The organism is Streptomyces sp. NPDC057486 (assembly GCF_042802415.1).
Taxonomy (GTDB): domain Bacteria; phylum Actinomycetota; class Actinomycetes; order Streptomycetales; family Streptomycetaceae; genus Streptomyces; species Streptomyces yanii.
The window spans coordinates 1-16,391 of record NZ_JBHVEE010000045.1 but is presented as its reverse complement, the minus strand read 5'-3'; the positions used below and the strand labels follow the sequence as shown (position 1 = coordinate 16,391).

Below are 16,391 nucleotides of genomic sequence, written 5' to 3'. Positions count from 1 at the left end.
TCAACGGCTGGTCGCCGTTCAGACCGCGCGCCTCCTGTACAACTCGCCGACGTTCGCGCGCGGTGCGGGACGGTGGTGTGCGGCGGGGCCCTCCGCGAAGGCGCGCAGGAGGTTTTCCGTAGTGCGGGTCACGAAGGTGCGGGTACGGGCGTCCATGCCGTGGTCGCGGCCGCCGTCGGGGGTGCCGGCCATGAGCCCCTCCACCCAGCGCATGGCGGTGAACGAGCCCTGTGGGTGCCGACAATTCTGTCACCTACGCTGAGCTGCGATTTGAGGGTCACGATGTGATCACGTCGAAAGCGCTCGTGACTCCGTCGGCGCACGCTTGGGAGTCATGACGCTCCGTCTGGTCTACCGATTCGCGTGCCTGATGCTCGGCTGGCTGCGCCTGCTGGCGCGGTCCTCCGCGGTCAAGGATGTCGAGATACTGGTGCTCCGGCACCAGCTGGCCGTCCTGCAGCGCAGCAGTCCCAAGCCCGCCTTCAGCCGCGGGGACCGAGCGGTGCTCGCAGCCCTGCTCCGACTGCTGAGCAAGCGTCATCGTTCGACGCTGAAGCTGCTGGTCACCCCACGTACCGTGCTGCGCTGGCACGCGAGGCTGGTCGCGAAGAAGTGGACCTACCCGCACCGAGGGCCGGGCCGCCCTGCCAAGCCCGAGGCCCTGCGTGCCCTGGTACTGCGCCTGGCCCGCGAGAACGACGGATGGGGGTATCGCCGGATCCACGGCGAACTGCTCAACCTGGGCTGGAAGGTCGCCGCCTCCACCGTCTGGGAGATCCTGCAGCGGGCCGGGGTGGATCCGGCGCCCCAGCGTGCCGACCGCTCCTGGGCGAAGTTCCTCACCGCCCAGGCCCAGGGGATCCTTGCCGTCGACGTCTTCCACGTGGACACGGTCTTCCTGCGGCGCCTGTTCGTCCTGTTCTTCATCGAGCACGGCACTCGGCGAGTGCACATCGCCGGCGTCACCCGCCATGTCACCGCCGAATGGGCCATCCAGCAGGCCCGCAACCTCCTGATGAACCTGGACCACACACGCACCACCGGCATCCGGTACCTGATCCGCGACAACGCCGGCTACTTCACCGAGGGCTTCGACGCGGTCTTCACCGCCGTCGGCGCCCGCGTGGTGCCCATCCTGCCGGGCGTACCCCGGATGAACGCGATCGCCGAGCGCTGGGTCGGATCATGCCGCCGCGAGACCACCGACCGCGCCCTGATCACCGGAGAGCGGCACTTGCGCCTCGTCGTCGACGAGTACACGACCCATCACACCGAACATCGGCCTCACCGATCACTCGGACAGCGCTGCCCCGACAGTGTCGATGCGCCCGAACCACCCGCCGCCGATGACCCATCGCGTGTCATCCGGCGCGACCGCCTTGGCGGCCTCATCCACGAGTACGCGCAGGTCGCATAAGGTGACGGGATTGTCGGCACGCACACCCTTCTTCACATCGCCAGTCTCGTCGACCACCAGCACCGCTGCCTCGTCATGGAGGTGCTCGACGACGTATTCGCGCACGTCATCGCGGACGGCGTCGGCATCCCAGGAAGCCCGGCACAGCAGATGCTGCATGCCGTGCGGGCTGGCCTCCCCAGCCCACTCCGCGATCGTCCAGCAGTTTTTGCGCGGCAGGTCCGACAGCAGGCCGAGCACCAACCGCCCAGCCCGCAGGCGGGGTTCGTAGCGGCTGAACCGGCCTGCGATCCGACTCATGGCCACCTCGAAGGCCTCCCGCCATCGGGCGGGATCTATGCTGTGGCCTGCGGCCACCGTCTCATCGTTAGTCCACACAACTCACGATGATCAACAGTGGCAGCACCCTTGTGGTGTCTCCTGTCAGTCCCGGACGCGACAGAACGGGTGACCTGCCGGATCCGCGAAGATGCGCCAACTCCGCGTCCCATCCCCCTCATCGAGCAGTGAGGCGCCCCGATTGAGGACGTCTTCCTGAGCTCGGTCCAGGTCCTTGACACCCAGGTCGAGGTGGAACTGCAGGGGCCGAGCGGATCCGGCCACCGTGGTGGCTGATGGTCTTCCATCCGCTGGAAGGCCAGCACGAGCCCGTCGGTGTGAAGCATCGCCCAGCCGTCGCCGAGCGACCACCGCGGATCCGGCTGGTTCACTATGCTGCCGAGAAGCGACTGGTAGAACCGGGACAGCTCAACGACATCGGCACAGTCCAACACCCCGCACTGCAGCTTGGCGATCACGAAGGGCAGCGTCTCATGACGACTGATCACGTTCTACAGCTGGAGTATCAGGCGTACTATCCCTATGGACTTCTCACCTCAATGCTCTGGACATTCTCATTTAATGTCACGAGCTCTTCTCGCGTGATGTCATCAGATCTGCCTTCCAGCCAGCGAAAACTGAAGACAGTTGAATAAGAACTCATGGTGACATCGAAGTGCGAAGTCGCAGACCCCGACTGGAACCCCGGGGCACTGGGCTGGACCGTTGACTGGCAACGCCACTGGGTCGGCCTGGGCGCGCTCCTCGCGGGCGGTGCCGGTCTCGACGAGATCGTGCCCGGGGTGACGCACCGCGGGGACGACATCGGACGCTGGCTCACCCGGCAGGTACGGGACTGGACGCACCTGAACCCGGAGCAACAACACCGCCTGGGCGAGACGGGCATGAAACCGGCTGTACGGGCCCAAAAGACATCAGCGCGGAGCGTTCCGAAGACAGGGGCAACGAAGGGCTCCGACCCGTTCACACGCGGCATCATGGCCCTCCAGCAATACATCCAGCGCGAGGAGAAGACCGTCGTCGGAAGAGCCCACGTCGAAGAACTCCCCGACGGCACCACGGTCCGACTGGGCGTCTGGCTAAGCAACCAGAAAAGCCGACGCCACCGGCTCAGCGAACAACAGCTCACCGCCCTCGCCAACCTCGGATACCACTGGGCGGAGTAGACGGCCTGGGTGCTACGAACCCGGGGTCAGCAGGGGGGTGAGCAAACTAAGGGCTGTCCCGTAAGCGGTGCACCTTATGAGCAGCGGCCCGGCCTGACCTGACCGAGTGCAGACTGTTGACCAGGAAGGGCGGGAGCTCAGCAGGAAAGCGCTGGCCAAGGAGTCCACGTCCCGTCTAGGTTCGGGCAATGGCCGAAGGATCTTCTTCCACTGCTCCGACACTCCTGTACATCGTCGGGCCGCCTGCTGTTGGCAAGGCGACCGTCGGTCACGAGATCGCCACGCGCACCGGGCTCCGCCTGTTCCACAACCACATGGCCATCGAACCGGTCCTTCGCTTCTTCGACTTCGGCAGCCCGGCGTTCATGCGCCTCGTCGACGGGTTCCGGCAGAGCTTGATCGAAGAAGTCGCCGCGAGCGACCTGCCCGGCCTGATCTTCACCTACGTGTGGGCATTCGACCAGCCAGACGATCAGCAAGCGCTGGAGCAGTACGCCCTCCCGTTCCGCGAGCGAGGCGGCCAAGTTCTCTACCTCGAGCTCAAAGCAAGCCAAGAAGCCAGGCTGCAGCGGAACACGGGCGCGTCCCGGCTCGCCGAGAAGCCGTCCAAACGCGACCTCGATGCCTCGCAGCGCCGGCTCCTGGCCATGGACGAGAGACACCGGCTCAACTCCACTACGGAGTTCCAGGACCGCACGGACTACCTGCGGATCGACAACACCCACCTCTCGCCAGAAGACGTTGCGAAGCAGGTCATCGAGCAATTCAGTCTCGATGGCTAAGTGATCACGATGTGCGGCGTTCCACGCTCGCCGACGAGGTCCAGACTCGCACGTCTGATGGAACGCCATCCCCGCTCAAGCATCGCAACCTGAACCTGCTCGGCCGCTACAGCTTCACACCGTCCGCCCCGCCCGCCGACGCCCTGCGCGCCCGGACGCGCATGAGCTGGACAAGGACGACTACGGGCAGGAGTAGCCGGTCATGGTCGTTCTTCCTGCTCTCCGGCGCCGGGCAACGCCTCGGGGTCCAGGTGGGCCAGGGGCTTGTCGCCGATGGCGGTCAGCTGTTCGTGCTCCTGGGTGGTAAGCGGTGCGAGGACGTTGTCGCGGACGCTGCGGGCGTAGACGGGTGCGGCCTGCTCGGCCCGCGCCTCCGGCACCCCTTCTGGCAGAAGATCTTCCTCACGATTGGCGTCTTCGGCATGCGGCTGGTCTTTCGCGCGCACCCCGTCCCACCTGCGGAAAACCCTCCTCTCGGCCCCATGATGGCCACGCATCCGGTTTCCGCGACATCCCTCTAGACCTTACGGGCATCCACGCGGGAGGGGACTCCGCCCCGCACCGAGGAAAAGAGGCTCCAGGTGGACGACCGTCATCACCGCGCCCTGCCCCTGGTCGGGGCCGCTTCCGCCGTCACCTCACCGGTCCTGCTGTCGCACACTGGCGCCCCCTGGTGGGCGACTCTGCCGCTCACCCTGTTTGCCACCGGGTTTGCTGCGCTCACTGCCGTCTTCCCGCAGACCTCACACGACCGGCTGGAGTGGTGGCGAGACCGCCGTAGGCACCAGCGTCTGCGAGCAGCCCGACGCAGGCCGTCGCCGCCGGGATCCTCTCCCGCTCAAGGGCAATCTCAGCGCCAACCACGGCTTCGCTGAACAGAAGAAACCTCGTACCTGACGCACTGACATCACACTGCCGAACCACCACCGACAAAACCCTGCAGATCATCACCGCCCTCACCGCGTCCCGGCTTTCCACTCTCCCATGTCACCGCAGCTCTGAAGTCCGGATAGACAACGGCTCCTAAGCTTCTGCCATGAACGACAGCACACATGGCATACGGATCAGACCGGGCAACCCTGGCTGGCTTCGTTCACGTCAATCGGCGGCACTTGTCCATGAGTTCCGGAGCCGGTTGGTGATCATCTCGCCGAGAGATGTTCACGAGTTTTGACGTCACCGCCGTCCCATCGCGGGGTGGGTGAACATTTCGCTGTCCCGTGTGAAGTGGCGTCCGTAGGGTTTCCGCATGACGGATGAGAATGAGCGGGCCGTGCAAGCAGCTATCGATGGGGAGATGCGCCTACTCGATCCCGAGGTGCGTGCTTCCTCGTCCCGTGTCCTGGAGCTTCTGGACCCGGAGTTCACCGAGATCGGGGCTTCTGGACGCTGGTGGAACATGGACTCGGTACTCTCCGTGACCAGTGACGGGTCAGTGACTCCGGAGGCGCCGGTCAAGGTCAGCGAGATGACCGGAGTCGTCCTTGCTCCGGGGCTCGTCCATCTGACGTTCTTCACCGACCACGACGGCCGTCGGGCTCGGCGGAGCTCGTTGTGGCGCCTGACGGAAACGGGCTGGCGGATGTACTTCCATCAGGGCACTTTGGCCGCCTGAGTAGCTGGTTCTGCCGCCCGTGAGGGCGGCAGAACCAGCGGGCTGGAAGCGTTGGGTGTCAGCCGGCCTTCGCAGGTTCCGCGGCCTTGGCCCGGGTGGAGGCGAGCCGATAGGAGTCGGTGCCGGTTTCGATGATCGTGCCGTTGAAGGTGAGCCGGTCGACGATGGCTGCGCAAAGGCGGGGGTCTGCCGCTGCGATGGTCACGCCTGATCGCCGCGTACAGCTCGACCTTCGACATCCGCGGCATGACCAGGTCCTTTCACCAGGAACACCTCGATGCTGTCCCTGCAAGGACCCAACTGCCTTCAAAACTCGTGAACATCATCCGACCGTGGAATCAGGCGACTCCCAAACCCGTGTACAACCGCCGTCGCGACTCGTGAACAAAACCACCTGGCGACGCACCGGCCATTTTGGACATGCTCGACGCCGCGGTGGTCTGGATGAACGATCGTGGCAACACCGAGCAGTGGGGCACGACCCCGTATTCGCAGAAGCCCGGCGGAGTGGCGCGGGTCGAGCGATACATGAGCGAGAACACCCCGTACATCGCGGAGTTGGACGGAGTAGCTGCCGGAGCCCTGGTGCTGGACTCTGGGCCCAGTCCGCAGATGCCGATCGCGCCGGCCGGGGAACCCGAGCGGTACGTCCGGCTGCTGGTCACCAACCGACAGCACGCCGGTCTGGGCATCGGGGCAGCACTGCTGACCCATGCCGCGGAGGAGACCCGGCGGGCCGGTGTAGCTCTGCTGCGGGTCGACTGCTGGGCGGGCGGCGGGAGCAAACTGGTCGCGTACTACGAGCGCAACGGTTTCACTCCCACCGACCACTTTCTGTCCGCGTCCTGGCCGGGACAAGTGCTGGCCCAGAGGGTCGGCTGACTGGCTCTGTTCACGAGAACGGGCTCTGGCTCAACTTTTGTGGTGCGACAACGCAGGATGATCAGTGGATGATTCGGAGCGTTTTGGACCTTGAGTCAGAACTGCGGGTCTTCGCTGTAGCCGCCTTCCCAAGAAACGCGTGCAGCTCTGAGGAGGGTGTAGTGCTCACGGGCTGCAATGTCTGACGCGTTCTCCAGGCCGCTGGTGCCGACCGGGGGTACGACTTCGACAGATACCGCCGCCTGCTGTGGAAACGCGGCATCAACCACCTGATCGCCCGACGCGGCGTCGCCCACGGCTCCGGGCTGGGCAAAGTGCGCTGGGTGGTCGAGCGAACCTTCGCCTGGCTGCACCAGTTCAAACGACTCCGCACCCGCTACGAACGACGCGCCGCCCTCCACCATGGACTGCTCGAACTGGCCTGCAGCCTGATATGTCTGCGCCAGCTCCAGAGGACGGTCAAACGCTGTGCCAGTAGCGGAGACGGGCCTCAGGTCCGTTGATACGCACCATGCAGTTCTTGAAGAGCTGCAACGAAGGCTGTCGGCCGTCAACCGGAGCCAGTGTGAGCTCCAAGTCCTGCAATGGCTTGACCAGGGCGACGAACCTGGTCCCATCCGGATCCGGGCCCCTGAAGGCCTCCCATGCCTCGAACAACGCCCTCACGTTCTCCCAGCCTGGTCCGGGAGTGAAACGCGCCAGGAAGAACGGCTGATCACAGCCGTACTCACTGAGCTCACCGACCAAGACATCTCCCTGCAAGATCTGCCACTGTGTCACCTGGTGCCCCGTCCACCGCCATCCGGTCGAGATCGCATCATCGCAGCGCATATCCATCCGACCAAGGGCGTCATTCCGAAGCGCAAGGCCTTCCGGCGGAGCCGGCGCCGCGCGGTGAAGTTCACCGCCTCGGGGTGCCTCCGGACATGAACATCGCCGGGGTCCTACACGCGCACGCGAACTTCCCATGGACGCGCGTGCCATGTGGCGGTGGCCTTCGCCTGTGCCGGAGATCTGGAGGCGGGCAACAGGATGGGCCCGGCCTGGTGGCCGGGCCCATCCTGTTGTCCGCTACGTTCTAGCGGTCGGTGGCCTTGGGGTGTCCGGTGGAAGCGCGGTCGATCCAGACCGTGCGGCGCTCGACGTCCAGCAGGTACCAGATGCGGCCGCCGGCCGTGACCTCGATCTGCCAGCGGTCCATCGGCTCCCCGCGGTGGGTGCCGTGGGCCAGCTCGCCCTTGAGCCGGTGGTGCCGTTCGGTCCGGGTGGCCGGGGCCGGGTCGGTCCGCATGAGGTGTCAGGCGGCGCGGGTGTTGCTCGGGGCCTGGGTGCTCAGTTGCTCCCATCCCTTGGCGGCCTCGCCGTTGGCGAAGCGGACGTCCCATTCGTCTTCGCCGGGCGGGGGTGCCGCCTGGTCTCCGCGCTTCGGGCTCACGCTGCGGCTCCGCCGGGTTCGGGTACGGGGCCGTAGTCCTCGCCGGAGTCGGTGGTGAGTGCGGCGTAGAGCTCGGGGTCGGCGTGTACCTCGGCGGTGTGCCGCCACTCGGTGATGAGTTGGGCGACCGCGGCCGTGTTGTCCAGCTCGGCGGCGGCGCCCAGCGCCTCGACCAGCTCCACGGAGAACTCCCGCACGTCGTGGGCGGGCAGGTAGCGCACCCAGGGGAAGGTCGCCGGCAGGACGTCCAGCACCAGGGTGCGGCCCTGCGGGGTGCGCATCATCTCCACGAACATGCGGCTGGTCGCACCCATGACGGTGCTGTCCTGCTCGGCGCGGGCGGCCGTGGTCAGCACCAGGTCCTCGTCATCGCGTCGCCGGAGCAGTATCCGCCGGGCGCCTCGTAGCGCGGCCAGTGTCGCCTTCGGCTTGTTCAGTAGCTCCGACAGGTTCGTTTCCATCAGGCTCATGACTTGAAGCTTAGTTGACAAGTCCTGGGAGGGCGAGCGCTACGGGAGAGCCGCCAGTGTCCGGTGCCACTGAACCTTGGCCGCTTGCCACTGAAGTTTGACCGGCACCACGATGTGCGCGGCACCCGCTGTCTGGGACACTCGTCTCCATGCCTGGTGCCAGACAAGACGATTCCAAGCCATGGCGGTCCATGCGGCTTGCCGCCTGGATCTTTCCCGTGGACATCGACGGTCGGCAACGAGAGTCGTGGTCCGAGTGGACGAACTGGCGGATATTCACGCTGCTCCTCTCGGGGCCGTTCATGCTGATTATTGCGTTCTTTAGCCCAGGCCCCGGAATAACTTGGGCGGAACGAGGCGGTTTTGCTGCGGTCGGCGCCGCCCTATCGGCGATCTTGGTTCGCGCGGTGATCGGGTACAGGTGGCTGACAGCCTCAAATCGGCGGCGGCCGAAAACGTAGCCGCAGGCCGTCGTCGACCTCTGCCGGCGCCCCCACTGCCCCTACAAGTCGCCCCGAGTCCCAGCCGGTCAAACTTCAGTGGCAGGAAACAACCGCTCGTCAAAGTTCGGTGGCAAACGGTCAAGGTTCCCTACGTTGTCCTGCGGGACGTGGTGAGCCCTTCGTATGGTTCATCCACCCAGGGGCGTCGGGTGTGGCTGCGATCTCTCGATTTCGTGTCAGTACGCGACCTGCACCTATACAGCCCGGTGACAGTACCGACACCCCCGATTTCTCATCTCATGACAGTGGCAGCACGTCCGGCGAGCCCGACGTATGACTCGCTGACCAGTACGTCCGGGCAACACACGGGGAACTCGCCACTGTCACACCATTCACTGACACGAAACCGAGAGATCGCAGGAAGGGCCTGGAGCCGGTCCATGGCGCTGGTGATTACGGATGTCCAGGGCCATCGGGCGGCCAGGCGGAGCCAGCGGCGGCGGCCGGTGTTCACGAGCTGGGCGGCGGCGGAAAACAAGCGGAGGCGAAGGCTCTTCGGCTCCCAGCGGCGGGTTTCGCCTGTCAGGGCGAGCATCGGCATCCAGGCGAGGAGGTCGAGCGCGAGGGAGACAATCTCCAGCCAGATCCGGTTCTGTGCGGTGTCGTGCAGGGGCAGGTTGCGCAGGCCGGTGTCGCGGGCGTTTCGGATGCGGTCCTCACAGCGGGCCCGCCTGCGATGACGCAGTTCGAGGTCGGCGAGCTGACCGCCGGTCGTGTTGGTCGCGAAGCAGGTCAGCCGCAGTCCGTCACGTCGGTGAAGCGCAACTGTGCGCCGGGGTGCGGTCGTTCCTTGCGGACGATCAGCCGCATACCCTTGGGCCAGGTGCTCAGGTCGGGCATGTCGGTGATCTCTGCGACCCAGGCGCCGGGCCGCTCGGTGCCGCCCGCGTCGTAGGCCGGTGTCCACGCCTTCTTCGGGATCTTCAGCACAGCCTGGTGGATGGCGTCGGTGATGGTCATTCCCACTCGAGAGGATCGGCACCCGGGAGAAAATCCGCCCCGAGTACAACGCCGCCCTCGCCGATCTGCGCCCGGCCGACACCCTCACCGTCACCATGCTCGACCGGCTCGGCCGCAACATGGTCGAGCTCATCACCTCCGCGCAGGGCCTCGCCGAGCGCGACCACCGCGATGGCTGAGGTCGAGCGGGAGTTCATCCACGAGCGGACCCTGATCGGCCTGGACAGCGCCGCGGCCAACGGCAACCACGGCGGCCGCCCGCCAGCCGTCGACGGAGACATGCTCGCCGTCGCCCTCCGCCGCCGCGACGCCGAAGAGTCCGTCACCTCGATCGCCCGGCACCTCGGCATCGGCCGCTCCACCCTCTGCCGCACCCTCGCCGCACACGACGAAGCCGCTGCTACAACGGCCGGGCGAGACGCAACCAGCCGCTGACTGCGCTCAATCGCTCCAGCTGAAGCGATCGTTGACCCGTGATCGCTTCTCCAGTACGGCGGCATCTGCGTTGTGGAGGTAGGTCGCTACGCGGCCGAGCATTCGAGGATGCGGCCGTCGCTGGTGCCGATGAGGAACCGACTGTTGGCTGTGACGGTGAGAGCAGTTGGTACGGCGGAGACCGCGCCGACGGTGAGGTGCTGTCGCCAGCGCACGGTGCCGTCGCCCAGGTCCAGTGCGACCACCTCTCCATCGGCGTACCCGACGTAGACGGTGGCCGTGTCGGCGTCCAATGCGGTGGCTTTCCGGTCGGTGTGGAACACCCACCGCGGGCGACCGTCGGTCGTCTCGCGCCGGACGACGAACGACCCGCCGGGCTGGAGCCCTTGGCCGTGATACACGGTCCCGGCGTGGACCAGGGTTCCGTCCTCGACCTCGACCCCCGGACCGCCGAAGTGCGTCTCGCCGGGCTCCCAGGAGTACCGGAACAGCCGCCGGGCCGACCGTGCGAGGGGTACGACGGGCCTCCCGGTCGCGGGCCCTTGCAGGTCCACGGCCGCGACCCAGCGCTCGCTCTTGTAGGAGTTCGGCTGGCCCGAGGGCCGGAGAATCGACTGGAAGTAGATGCGGCGTCCACCCCGGACGGGAAGCCGGCTGCGGTCACCATTGCGTCCGTTCGGTGACAAGGCCGGCCGTCCGCACAGCGCACCAGCGAGACGGGCGCCGACGGGACGATGCTGTCGAGTTGTTTCCCGTCGGCGAGGGAGAGTCGGACGACCGACTGCGGAACGGAGTCGCGCATGCCGCGGCGGCGTATGAGCCCGACCCACGCGGATCTCTCGTCCGTGGCGACGACGATCTCGCGCCCGCCTTCCTCGTCCGGAACCATCCACGCACGCTCCCCCGAGGGCAGCCAGGACTCCATCTGCACTCCGTCAAGCGTGGCCAGTGTCCGACCGTCCGAAAGGACCTCGACCGCGCGGACATTGCGGCGTGATTCCCAGTCCGTGCTCAGCTCCGAGAGAATCCGGCGGGCGACCTCGCTGCCGTCGGGACGCGGTGCCGGCACCCGCGGGCCGGCCAGGTCGTACTCGGTGAGGGACTTGGCGGGCGTAGTGGCCCAGTCCGGCCTGCGCACCACCGCGACATGTCCTTCGACGCGTGCGGTGTCGTCCTGCCAGTCGTCGGGTGGTGCCATCACCACCCGCAGTGCCTGTTCGTCGAGCCATTCCAGCTCCAGGACCTGGCGGCCCAGCCAATGCTCGATGAGCGATATGGCCGTGCCCGTTTCCAGGTGCAGCAGGAGCAGCTCGCCTTCGAAGAAGTAGCCTCCGTCGTAGTGGCCGGTGCCGATCGCGAGCAGTGGAAGCGTGGGATGGAAAGCCATCGTGTGCACCGCGTAGCGTGAGCGGACGAGGGCGTGGCAGGCCAGGTCACCCGTGCCGTAGACACCGACGGGTGCAGTGCCGCCGAAGTCGTACCCGCCCGCCACGGCCAGCAGGCCACGCCGCTCGTCGGCGGCGGCCAGTACGGGGTCACCGATCTCGGCGAAGGAACGGTCGCCGAAGATCCGGTCGACGGAGAGCGGGATAGTCATAGCGTCGATCTTCGCAATATCCAGGAGATCATCGGGACCCGGGCCATGCCCAAAGCCTCGGCTGACGCTGACACGCCACATGTCGCAGAGCACTGACATTCCCATGACGCCCGACACACCGACTCACCGACCAGCAGCTCGCGCAGCTCGCCGAACTCGGATACCACTGGGCAGGGTAGACGGCCCAGGCCCTGCTCTCTCCCGGGTCCAGGATGGGACCGTCCCCACACGTACGGGGTGCACGCTGCCGCAGGTCGGCGTGCCTGCGGCTAACCACGTGTCAGGCGCTGATGTCAGCCGCTCAATGCGGTATGGCCGAACTCGGATCTTGACTGTGGCGGTACAGGTGATGATGCTGTGCTCGCCCGTAGGGCACGGGCACGTCCGAGGGGGCTGCATGAGTGAGCGACAGATGAGCGTGCCCGATTTCTGGGCGCACATCGGCTCCGTGGTGGGGTTGGGCCTGGCCATCGTGGCGTTGTTCACGGGCCGACCGACATGGCTACTGATCGTGGGGTTCTTCCTCATGATCCTTAGCCTCATCGTGATGGCGATCGAGAAGCCGAAGCGGCATCGCTACAGGCGCTGACCCCGGAAGGTCGGTGGAGTCTTAATGGCCGAGTAAATGAGGCTCTGCCGGCCTCGGGTTCGTCGCTGACAGCCTCGAGCAGGTCGATCGCCTGGTTGTGGAACCTGAGCTCGGCCCGGCGGCAAGGGGCGGCGAAGAACGCGCGCTGGGTGCGATCTCTCGATTTCGTGTCAGTACGCGACCTGCGCCTATACAGCCCGGTGACAGTACCGACACCCCCGATCTCTCATCTCATGACAGTGGCAGCACGTCCGGCGAGCCCGACGTATGACTCGCTGACCAGTACGTCCGGGCAACACACGGGGAACCCGCCACTGTCACACCATTCACTGACACGAAACCGAGAGATCGCACCCAGCACTTGACGTCGTCAGCGGCGAGAGCGGCGGGTATGCCGTGGGTCCGGGCCGCGGTCAGATCGTGCACGGCTCCGGGTAGCGCGTCCGAGGCCCAGATCAGGCGGCCGGCTGGATCCGCGAGGACCTGCACGTTCATCCCGTGGTGCTTCTTCTTCCCCGAGTAGTACGGGCGGTCGGCGGCGATGCGGTCGATCGGCAGTACGGTGCCGTCGAGGATCACGTACGCCTTCTTCCGCACCGTCGTTATGGCCTGTTCCAGCGTGGGCGCGAGAGCGGCCAGGAGGTCCACGGCCTCGCGTATGTACCGGTGGACCGTCGCGATTCCGACGCGGAAACCTGCTGCGAGGCGGGCGTAGGTGTCGCCGCATCGCAGGTGGGCCAGGACGAGCACGGCCTGCCGGCCACAGGTCAGGCGACGCCAGCGGGAGCCGATCCGTCGACGGTGGCCTGCGAGGAGACCGGATAGGTGCTGCAGAGAGCGGCTGGACAGGTCGATACCGGACGGGTAGACAAGCACGCGGAAGCTCCTGACAGACTAGTGATCTTGGTTGAAAACCCACCTACCAGGGGCTTCATCCTGTTGTCAGCCCAACGGCGTACTGCTTATGCAGGTTGAAAAGGCTCAATGTCAGTGCCGTGCTGTTCACTTGGCCGCGTGGACGCCTCAGCTCTGCGCGCCCGTCTGAACGACGCCTGGCGCGCGCCCGAATTGCACTGCCCGCTGCCCATTCATGGGGCAGGGCATGTCTGTGTGCCCAGTGACGCGGAGGATCTGGCCGAGCTGGAGCGCGTCGCTGCGGACGTGGTTGACGGGGCGGGTCTGCCGGTACGTGCCTGGGTCGTCGGGGGTAGGGCGGCAGGGGTGCCCGACGGTCCGCCGGTGGGCGGGGAGGGTGGGCTCCCCATCGGCGGGGAGGGCGGGCTGCTGGAGCTGCGCGGGTGGGTGCTGGCCGAGCACTGGTTCGGATACGGCGTGACGGCCACCGCCGATGGCCCGCGCCGCGTCGTGATCCTCGCCCGGCGCGCGTTCACCCGCCCGCCCGGGGTCGGGTGGGTGGCGTTGCTGCGGGAGGCCACCGGGCGGACGGAGCCCGATCGGTGCGGCGTCGACTGGGCCGCGACGGAGGCAGCGCTGGGCACCGCGCTGCCCGGTGACTACAAGGACATCGTCGACGCCTTCGGCGCGGGCAGCTTCGACGAGTACCTGGACCTGCTGGTGCCGGGTGCGCTGGGCACGGATCTAGTCTCCTGGGGCCAGGACATGGCGCGGTACGCCGACCTGTACCGGCCATACCCGGTCCACCCCGCGCCCGGCGGCGTGCTCATATGGGGGACCTCCGAGCAGGAGCTGACCTTCCACTGGCTGACCGGACCGGCCGATCCCGACGACTGGCCGGTTCTGGTGCAGTACCTGGACGGTGAGTGGCAGCGCTTCGACTGCGGCACCGGCGAGTTCGTGCTGCGCCTGCTCACCGACCGCACCCCGCCGTTCGCCTTCCCGCCCTCTGCCGGACCGTTCCCCCACTGGTTCGCCTCATGGGAGCTGCCGGAGGGCTAAGCCCCTGCTAACCCGGCTGTCAGCGCCGCTGACCATGCTCGGCGAAGCGTCTGGGCCGCCGGGACAGACTGCGGATCTGCTGGTCACGCCCCCGCTACAGATCGGTTCAGTCGTCAGCAGGCCGATGAGCAGTACAGGGATGAGGTTGGAAAAGACTCACTGGCTTCGCCTGCCGGATGCCTGGCCCGGGGCGGGGAGCGGTGGTTGCTGTGATGCCGCCTGTGGGTGTGCTCTTGCTGCCGTGCAGGCGGCCTCTGTTGCGCTTCGGCGCGAGCGAGCGAGGGCGGTGCGGCGTGCGGCTTCGGCGCGGGCGCGGTGGTGGATCCGGTGGGCGGCGGGTGTGGTCGAGCTGCGGGGCGATTTGGGTGCCCAGGCCGGGGTGAAGGTTTGGTTCGCGAGCGGTATCGGCTTGTTGGGGTTCGGCGGGTGGCCGGGGATGCAGTGGTCGCGGAGGGCGGCCGCGGTGATGACGGTGTCGGTGTGGGGTGGGGCGGGGTGTCCGTGGAGGGTGCGGGTGAGGTAGCGGCGGGCTTCGGCGAGCAGGTGACGGTGGCGGAAGCGGCCGCCGTGGTGGACCGAGACGATCGCGGTGATCTCCAGGGCTGCGGCCGCGACGTCCACGACGGTGCGGACAGTGGTACGGATCGCTGCGGCGGCGAAGCGGGCCAGGCGCAGAAGGTTGTCGACGACCTCCTCGCCGACCAGGGCAACGGCGCCGTCCCGCCAGGCTTCCCGCAAGGCGGACAGGGGCCGGCTGGCCTTCTTCTTGGCGGGCCGGGTCTCGTGGGAGGCGCGTTCCATCATCCGGCGCCGGATTTTGGTGGTGAGGGGCTGACGGGTGCGTTCCTGGTACTGGTCGGCGAGTTCTTTCAGGCGGTGCATGGTCGCGGTGTTGCGGGTGGCAGCCCAGTCGATGAGCTGCTCGGGGATTCCCGCGAGTTCCATCACGGGCCGCTGTCCGGCGGTCGGGTAGCGGGGCACGGTCGCCAGATCGAGCGCGCGGCAGATCTCTTCCAGGAGGCGTTGGTTGTAGAGCTCGGAGAGGGCGACGGCGTACTCGAGGAACGGGCGGGTGTGCAGGGTGCCCCACCGGTCGTCCTGGCGGCGGACGACCGGGAACTGACGGGGAATCACGGTGATCGACGGACAGTGCACATGAGTACGACCCTGACCGATTCACGTGGTCAGGGGCCGTTCATCTGCGGTGGGTGTGGGATGTGAACCCACGGTGACATCGCTGCCACGATGGTTTTCAGAATCGCTGAAGGCCTGAATCGGCCATCGAGACTCCACCAACCCATGCCTGCGACCGCCGGGTGCCAGGACATCCTCGCCATACGACCACTGATGGCCTATGTTGAACATGTTCAAATGCTGCGGGGTGCGAGTCGCACAAAGGAGTGCTGATGACCATGACCCACGCGACGGCCGGCCCTGGCATGCGCCGGGTGCTGGTTCGGATGGGGCGGTGCGTCCTGTCGTACGTCCTGCTGGACATGGCCGTCTGGATCGTCATCGCGCTGGTGGTCCCGGACTCGTCCTTCCTCGGTAGCATGCGGGTCGGCCTGCTGATGCTGGCCTTCACCGGCATTCCCACGGTGCTCCTGGCGATCGTGGCCGGGCTGGCCCACCAGCACATGGAGGTCGCCCTCTTCCGGTGCCTGCTGGCCTTCCCCATGGTGCTCTTTGCGTTTCCGCTCATCGGGGTGGGCATGGCCGAGCCGCTGGTGCTCCAGGTGATGGCCCAGGTGGCCTTCGCCGTGTGGCTGATGCCTGCGCCGCTCGTCCCGGAGAACTGGGTGGGCTTGCCCGAGTAACGGGGCGCGCAACCGACGAGCCACCTTCAGAAGCGTTGAGTCGTGGTGCCCTGCGTGCCCGATCAGACAATGAGTGGCGGGGGCAACGTGGTTGATCAGAACTGGGACGACGACACCGACTATCACCGGGCCGTGGGGCGGGCGTGGGTCATGGTGGCGGTCGCCTCGTGTTGCTCGTTGGTGGTTGTCGGGCTCGTTACCCTCGCCGTCTTCGGCGTGGGCATCTTCGTGGCTCTCGCGAACGCTCTCAGCGAATAGCCCGCCGCGGTACAGCAGCGAAGTACAGCAACCGCCCCCGGTCGGCGGCGATCCGGGACCGATGGTTTCTCCGAGCCTCGGTGGACGACGAGGACGGGTATTGGCTCGACCGGTCGGAGAACGGCCGGGCCCAGCATGGCTGAGGCCGGCATCCCCCTCGGGGCGCCAGTCCGACGATCGGGGCGCCAGCCCGACGAAAGGCGCATTCA

At 66.9% G+C, this 16,391-nt stretch carries 20 protein-coding genes and 6 pseudogenes; 14 read left to right on the top strand and 12 right to left on the bottom strand.

The features are described 5' to 3' along the window. Positions 1 to 18: 18 nt before the first annotated feature. A complete protein-coding gene (locus ACFU6I_RS21640; protein WP_384369113.1) occupies positions 19 to 192 on the bottom strand; it encodes a hypothetical protein in 174 nt (57 codons plus the stop codon). 142 nt (positions 193 to 334) lie between these two features. On the opposite strand from ACFU6I_RS21640, the gene ACFU6I_RS21635 reads away from it, so the two are divergent. Continuing rightward, a complete protein-coding gene (locus ACFU6I_RS21635; protein ID WP_384369110.1) occupies positions 335 to 1,417 on the top strand; it encodes an integrase core domain-containing protein in 1,083 nt (360 codons plus the stop codon). 24 nt (positions 1,418 to 1,441) lie between these two features. On the opposite strand, the pseudogene ACFU6I_RS21630 reads toward ACFU6I_RS21635, so the two are convergent. Together ACFU6I_RS21630 and ACFU6I_RS21625 are read right to left on the bottom strand one after the other, a co-directional pair. Beyond that, positions 1,442 to 1,717: pseudogene (locus ACFU6I_RS21630) on the bottom strand (transposase); the annotation flags it as partial. 123 nt (positions 1,718 to 1,840) lie between these two features. Beyond that, positions 1,841 to 2,214 (bottom strand): annotated as a pseudogene (locus ACFU6I_RS21625) (VOC family protein). A 183-nt stretch (positions 2,215 to 2,397) separates the two neighbouring features. Between ACFU6I_RS21625 and ACFU6I_RS21620 the strand changes: the two are divergent. After that, entirely contained in the window at positions 2,398 to 2,922 is a 525-nt protein-coding gene (locus ACFU6I_RS21620; RefSeq protein WP_384369107.1) for a helicase associated domain-containing protein, read from the top strand. Positions 2,923 to 3,110: 188 nt separating this feature from the next. Then, a complete protein-coding gene (locus ACFU6I_RS21615; protein ID WP_384369104.1) occupies positions 3,111 to 3,704 on the top strand; it encodes a hypothetical protein in 594 nt (197 codons plus the stop codon). 200 nt (positions 3,705 to 3,904) lie between these two features. Here ACFU6I_RS21615 and ACFU6I_RS21610 read toward each other — a convergent pair whose 3' ends face one another. Next, on the bottom strand, positions 3,905 to 4,150 hold the full coding sequence (locus tag ACFU6I_RS21610; RefSeq protein WP_384369101.1) for a hypothetical protein: 246 nt from the start codon (positions 4,148 to 4,150) through the stop codon (positions 3,905 to 3,907). 803 nt (positions 4,151 to 4,953) lie between these two features. Between ACFU6I_RS21610 and ACFU6I_RS21605 the strand changes: the two genes are divergently transcribed. Continuing rightward, a complete protein-coding gene (locus tag ACFU6I_RS21605) occupies positions 4,954 to 5,319 on the top strand; it encodes a DUF4440 domain-containing protein (RefSeq protein WP_384369098.1) in 366 nt (121 codons plus the stop codon). Positions 5,320 to 5,377: 58 nt separating this feature from the next. Here the strand turns inward: ACFU6I_RS21605 and ACFU6I_RS21600 are convergent. Beyond that, positions 5,378 to 5,512 (bottom strand): annotated as a pseudogene (locus ACFU6I_RS21600) (AAA family ATPase); the annotation flags it as partial. 227 nt (positions 5,513 to 5,739) lie between these two features. Here ACFU6I_RS21600 and ACFU6I_RS21595 point away from each other — a divergent pair. Together ACFU6I_RS21595 and ACFU6I_RS21590 are read left to right on the top strand one after the other, a co-directional pair. Beyond that, the gene (locus tag ACFU6I_RS21595) at positions 5,740 to 6,201 is read left to right on the top strand and encodes a GNAT family N-acetyltransferase (protein ID WP_384369095.1); all 462 of its coding nucleotides are present in this window, start codon (positions 5,740 to 5,742) and stop codon (positions 6,199 to 6,201) included. 206 nt (positions 6,202 to 6,407) lie between these two features. Then, positions 6,408 to 6,704: pseudogene (locus ACFU6I_RS21590) on the top strand (transposase); the annotation flags it as partial. A 575-nt stretch (positions 6,705 to 7,279) separates the two neighbouring features. On the opposite strand, the gene ACFU6I_RS21585 reads toward ACFU6I_RS21590, so the two are convergent. The 4 genes and pseudogenes from ACFU6I_RS21585 to ACFU6I_RS21570 form a co-directional block, all read right to left on the bottom strand. Next, the gene (locus tag ACFU6I_RS21585) at positions 7,280 to 7,492 is read right to left on the bottom strand and encodes a hypothetical protein (RefSeq protein WP_384369092.1); all 213 of its coding nucleotides are present in this window, start codon (positions 7,490 to 7,492) and stop codon (positions 7,280 to 7,282) included. Positions 7,493 to 7,498: 6 nt separating this feature from the next. Beyond that, positions 7,499 to 7,636, bottom strand: coding sequence for a hypothetical protein (locus tag ACFU6I_RS21580; protein ID WP_384369089.1), 138 nt, complete (start codon positions 7,634 to 7,636; stop codon positions 7,499 to 7,501). After that, positions 7,633 to 8,106 (bottom strand): DUF6247 family protein, encoded by a 474-nt coding sequence (locus tag ACFU6I_RS21575; protein ID WP_384369086.1) that lies wholly within the window; start codon positions 8,104 to 8,106, stop codon positions 7,633 to 7,635. Before ACFU6I_RS21575 ends, ACFU6I_RS21580 begins: the two co-directional genes overlap by 4 nt. Positions 8,107 to 8,964: 858 nt before the next feature. Beyond that, positions 8,965 to 9,575, bottom strand: a pseudogene (locus ACFU6I_RS21570) (transposase); the annotation flags it as partial. An 8-nt stretch (positions 9,576 to 9,583) separates the two neighbouring features. Here ACFU6I_RS21570 and ACFU6I_RS21565 point away from each other — a divergent pair. Together ACFU6I_RS21565 and ACFU6I_RS21560 are read left to right on the top strand one after the other, a co-directional pair. Further along, a complete protein-coding gene (locus ACFU6I_RS21565) occupies positions 9,584 to 9,748 on the top strand; it encodes a recombinase family protein (protein ID WP_384369240.1) in 165 nt (54 codons plus the stop codon). Further along, on the top strand, positions 9,741 to 10,004 hold the full coding sequence (locus tag ACFU6I_RS21560; protein ID WP_384369083.1) for a helix-turn-helix domain-containing protein: 264 nt from the start codon (positions 9,741 to 9,743) through the stop codon (positions 10,002 to 10,004). The genes ACFU6I_RS21565 and ACFU6I_RS21560 overlap by 8 nt, the downstream gene beginning before the upstream one ends. Before the next feature lie 86 nt (positions 10,005 to 10,090). Here ACFU6I_RS21560 and ACFU6I_RS21555 read toward each other — a convergent pair whose 3' ends face one another. After that, on the bottom strand, positions 10,091 to 10,690 hold the full coding sequence (locus ACFU6I_RS21555; RefSeq protein ID WP_384369080.1) for a PQQ-binding-like beta-propeller repeat protein: 600 nt from the start codon (positions 10,688 to 10,690) through the stop codon (positions 10,091 to 10,093). A gap of 461 nt (positions 10,691 to 11,151) precedes the next feature. On the opposite strand from ACFU6I_RS21555, the gene ACFU6I_RS21550 reads away from it, so the two are divergent. From ACFU6I_RS21550 to ACFU6I_RS21540, 3 genes are all read left to right on the top strand, one after another. Further along, positions 11,152 to 11,412 (top strand): hypothetical protein, encoded by a 261-nt coding sequence (locus ACFU6I_RS21550; protein WP_384369077.1) that lies wholly within the window; start codon positions 11,152 to 11,154, stop codon positions 11,410 to 11,412. A gap of 12 nt (positions 11,413 to 11,424) precedes the next feature. Then, positions 11,425 to 11,697 (top strand): hypothetical protein, encoded by a 273-nt coding sequence (locus tag ACFU6I_RS21545; protein WP_384369074.1) that lies wholly within the window; start codon positions 11,425 to 11,427, stop codon positions 11,695 to 11,697. A gap of 301 nt (positions 11,698 to 11,998) precedes the next feature. Next, a complete protein-coding gene (locus ACFU6I_RS21540) occupies positions 11,999 to 12,190 on the top strand; it encodes a hypothetical protein (RefSeq protein WP_384369071.1) in 192 nt (63 codons plus the stop codon). A gap of 354 nt (positions 12,191 to 12,544) precedes the next feature. Here the strand turns inward: ACFU6I_RS21540 and ACFU6I_RS21535 are convergent. Continuing rightward, positions 12,545 to 13,066, bottom strand: a pseudogene (locus ACFU6I_RS21535) (transposase family protein); the annotation flags it as partial. A gap of 138 nt (positions 13,067 to 13,204) precedes the next feature. Here ACFU6I_RS21535 and ACFU6I_RS21530 point away from each other — a divergent pair. Further along, positions 13,205 to 14,107, top strand: a complete 903-nt coding sequence (locus ACFU6I_RS21530; RefSeq protein ID WP_384369068.1) for a hypothetical protein — start codon at positions 13,205 to 13,207, stop codon at positions 14,105 to 14,107. 156 nt (positions 14,108 to 14,263) lie between these two features. On the opposite strand, the gene ACFU6I_RS21525 is transcribed toward ACFU6I_RS21530, so the two are convergent. Further along, entirely contained in the window at positions 14,264 to 15,241 is a 978-nt protein-coding gene (locus ACFU6I_RS21525; protein ID WP_384369065.1) for a relaxase domain-containing protein, read from the bottom strand. Positions 15,242 to 15,513: 272 nt separating this feature from the next. Between ACFU6I_RS21525 and ACFU6I_RS21520 the strand changes: the two genes are divergently transcribed. Continuing rightward, complete coding sequence (locus ACFU6I_RS21520) at positions 15,514 to 15,924, top strand: hypothetical protein (RefSeq protein ID WP_384369062.1); 411 nt, start codon at positions 15,514 to 15,516, stop codon at positions 15,922 to 15,924. A 54-nt stretch (positions 15,925 to 15,978) separates the two neighbouring features. Continuing rightward, a complete protein-coding gene (locus ACFU6I_RS21515) occupies positions 15,979 to 16,182 on the top strand; it encodes a hypothetical protein (RefSeq protein WP_384369059.1) in 204 nt (67 codons plus the stop codon). The last annotated feature ends 209 nt before the right edge of the window (positions 16,183 to 16,391 follow it).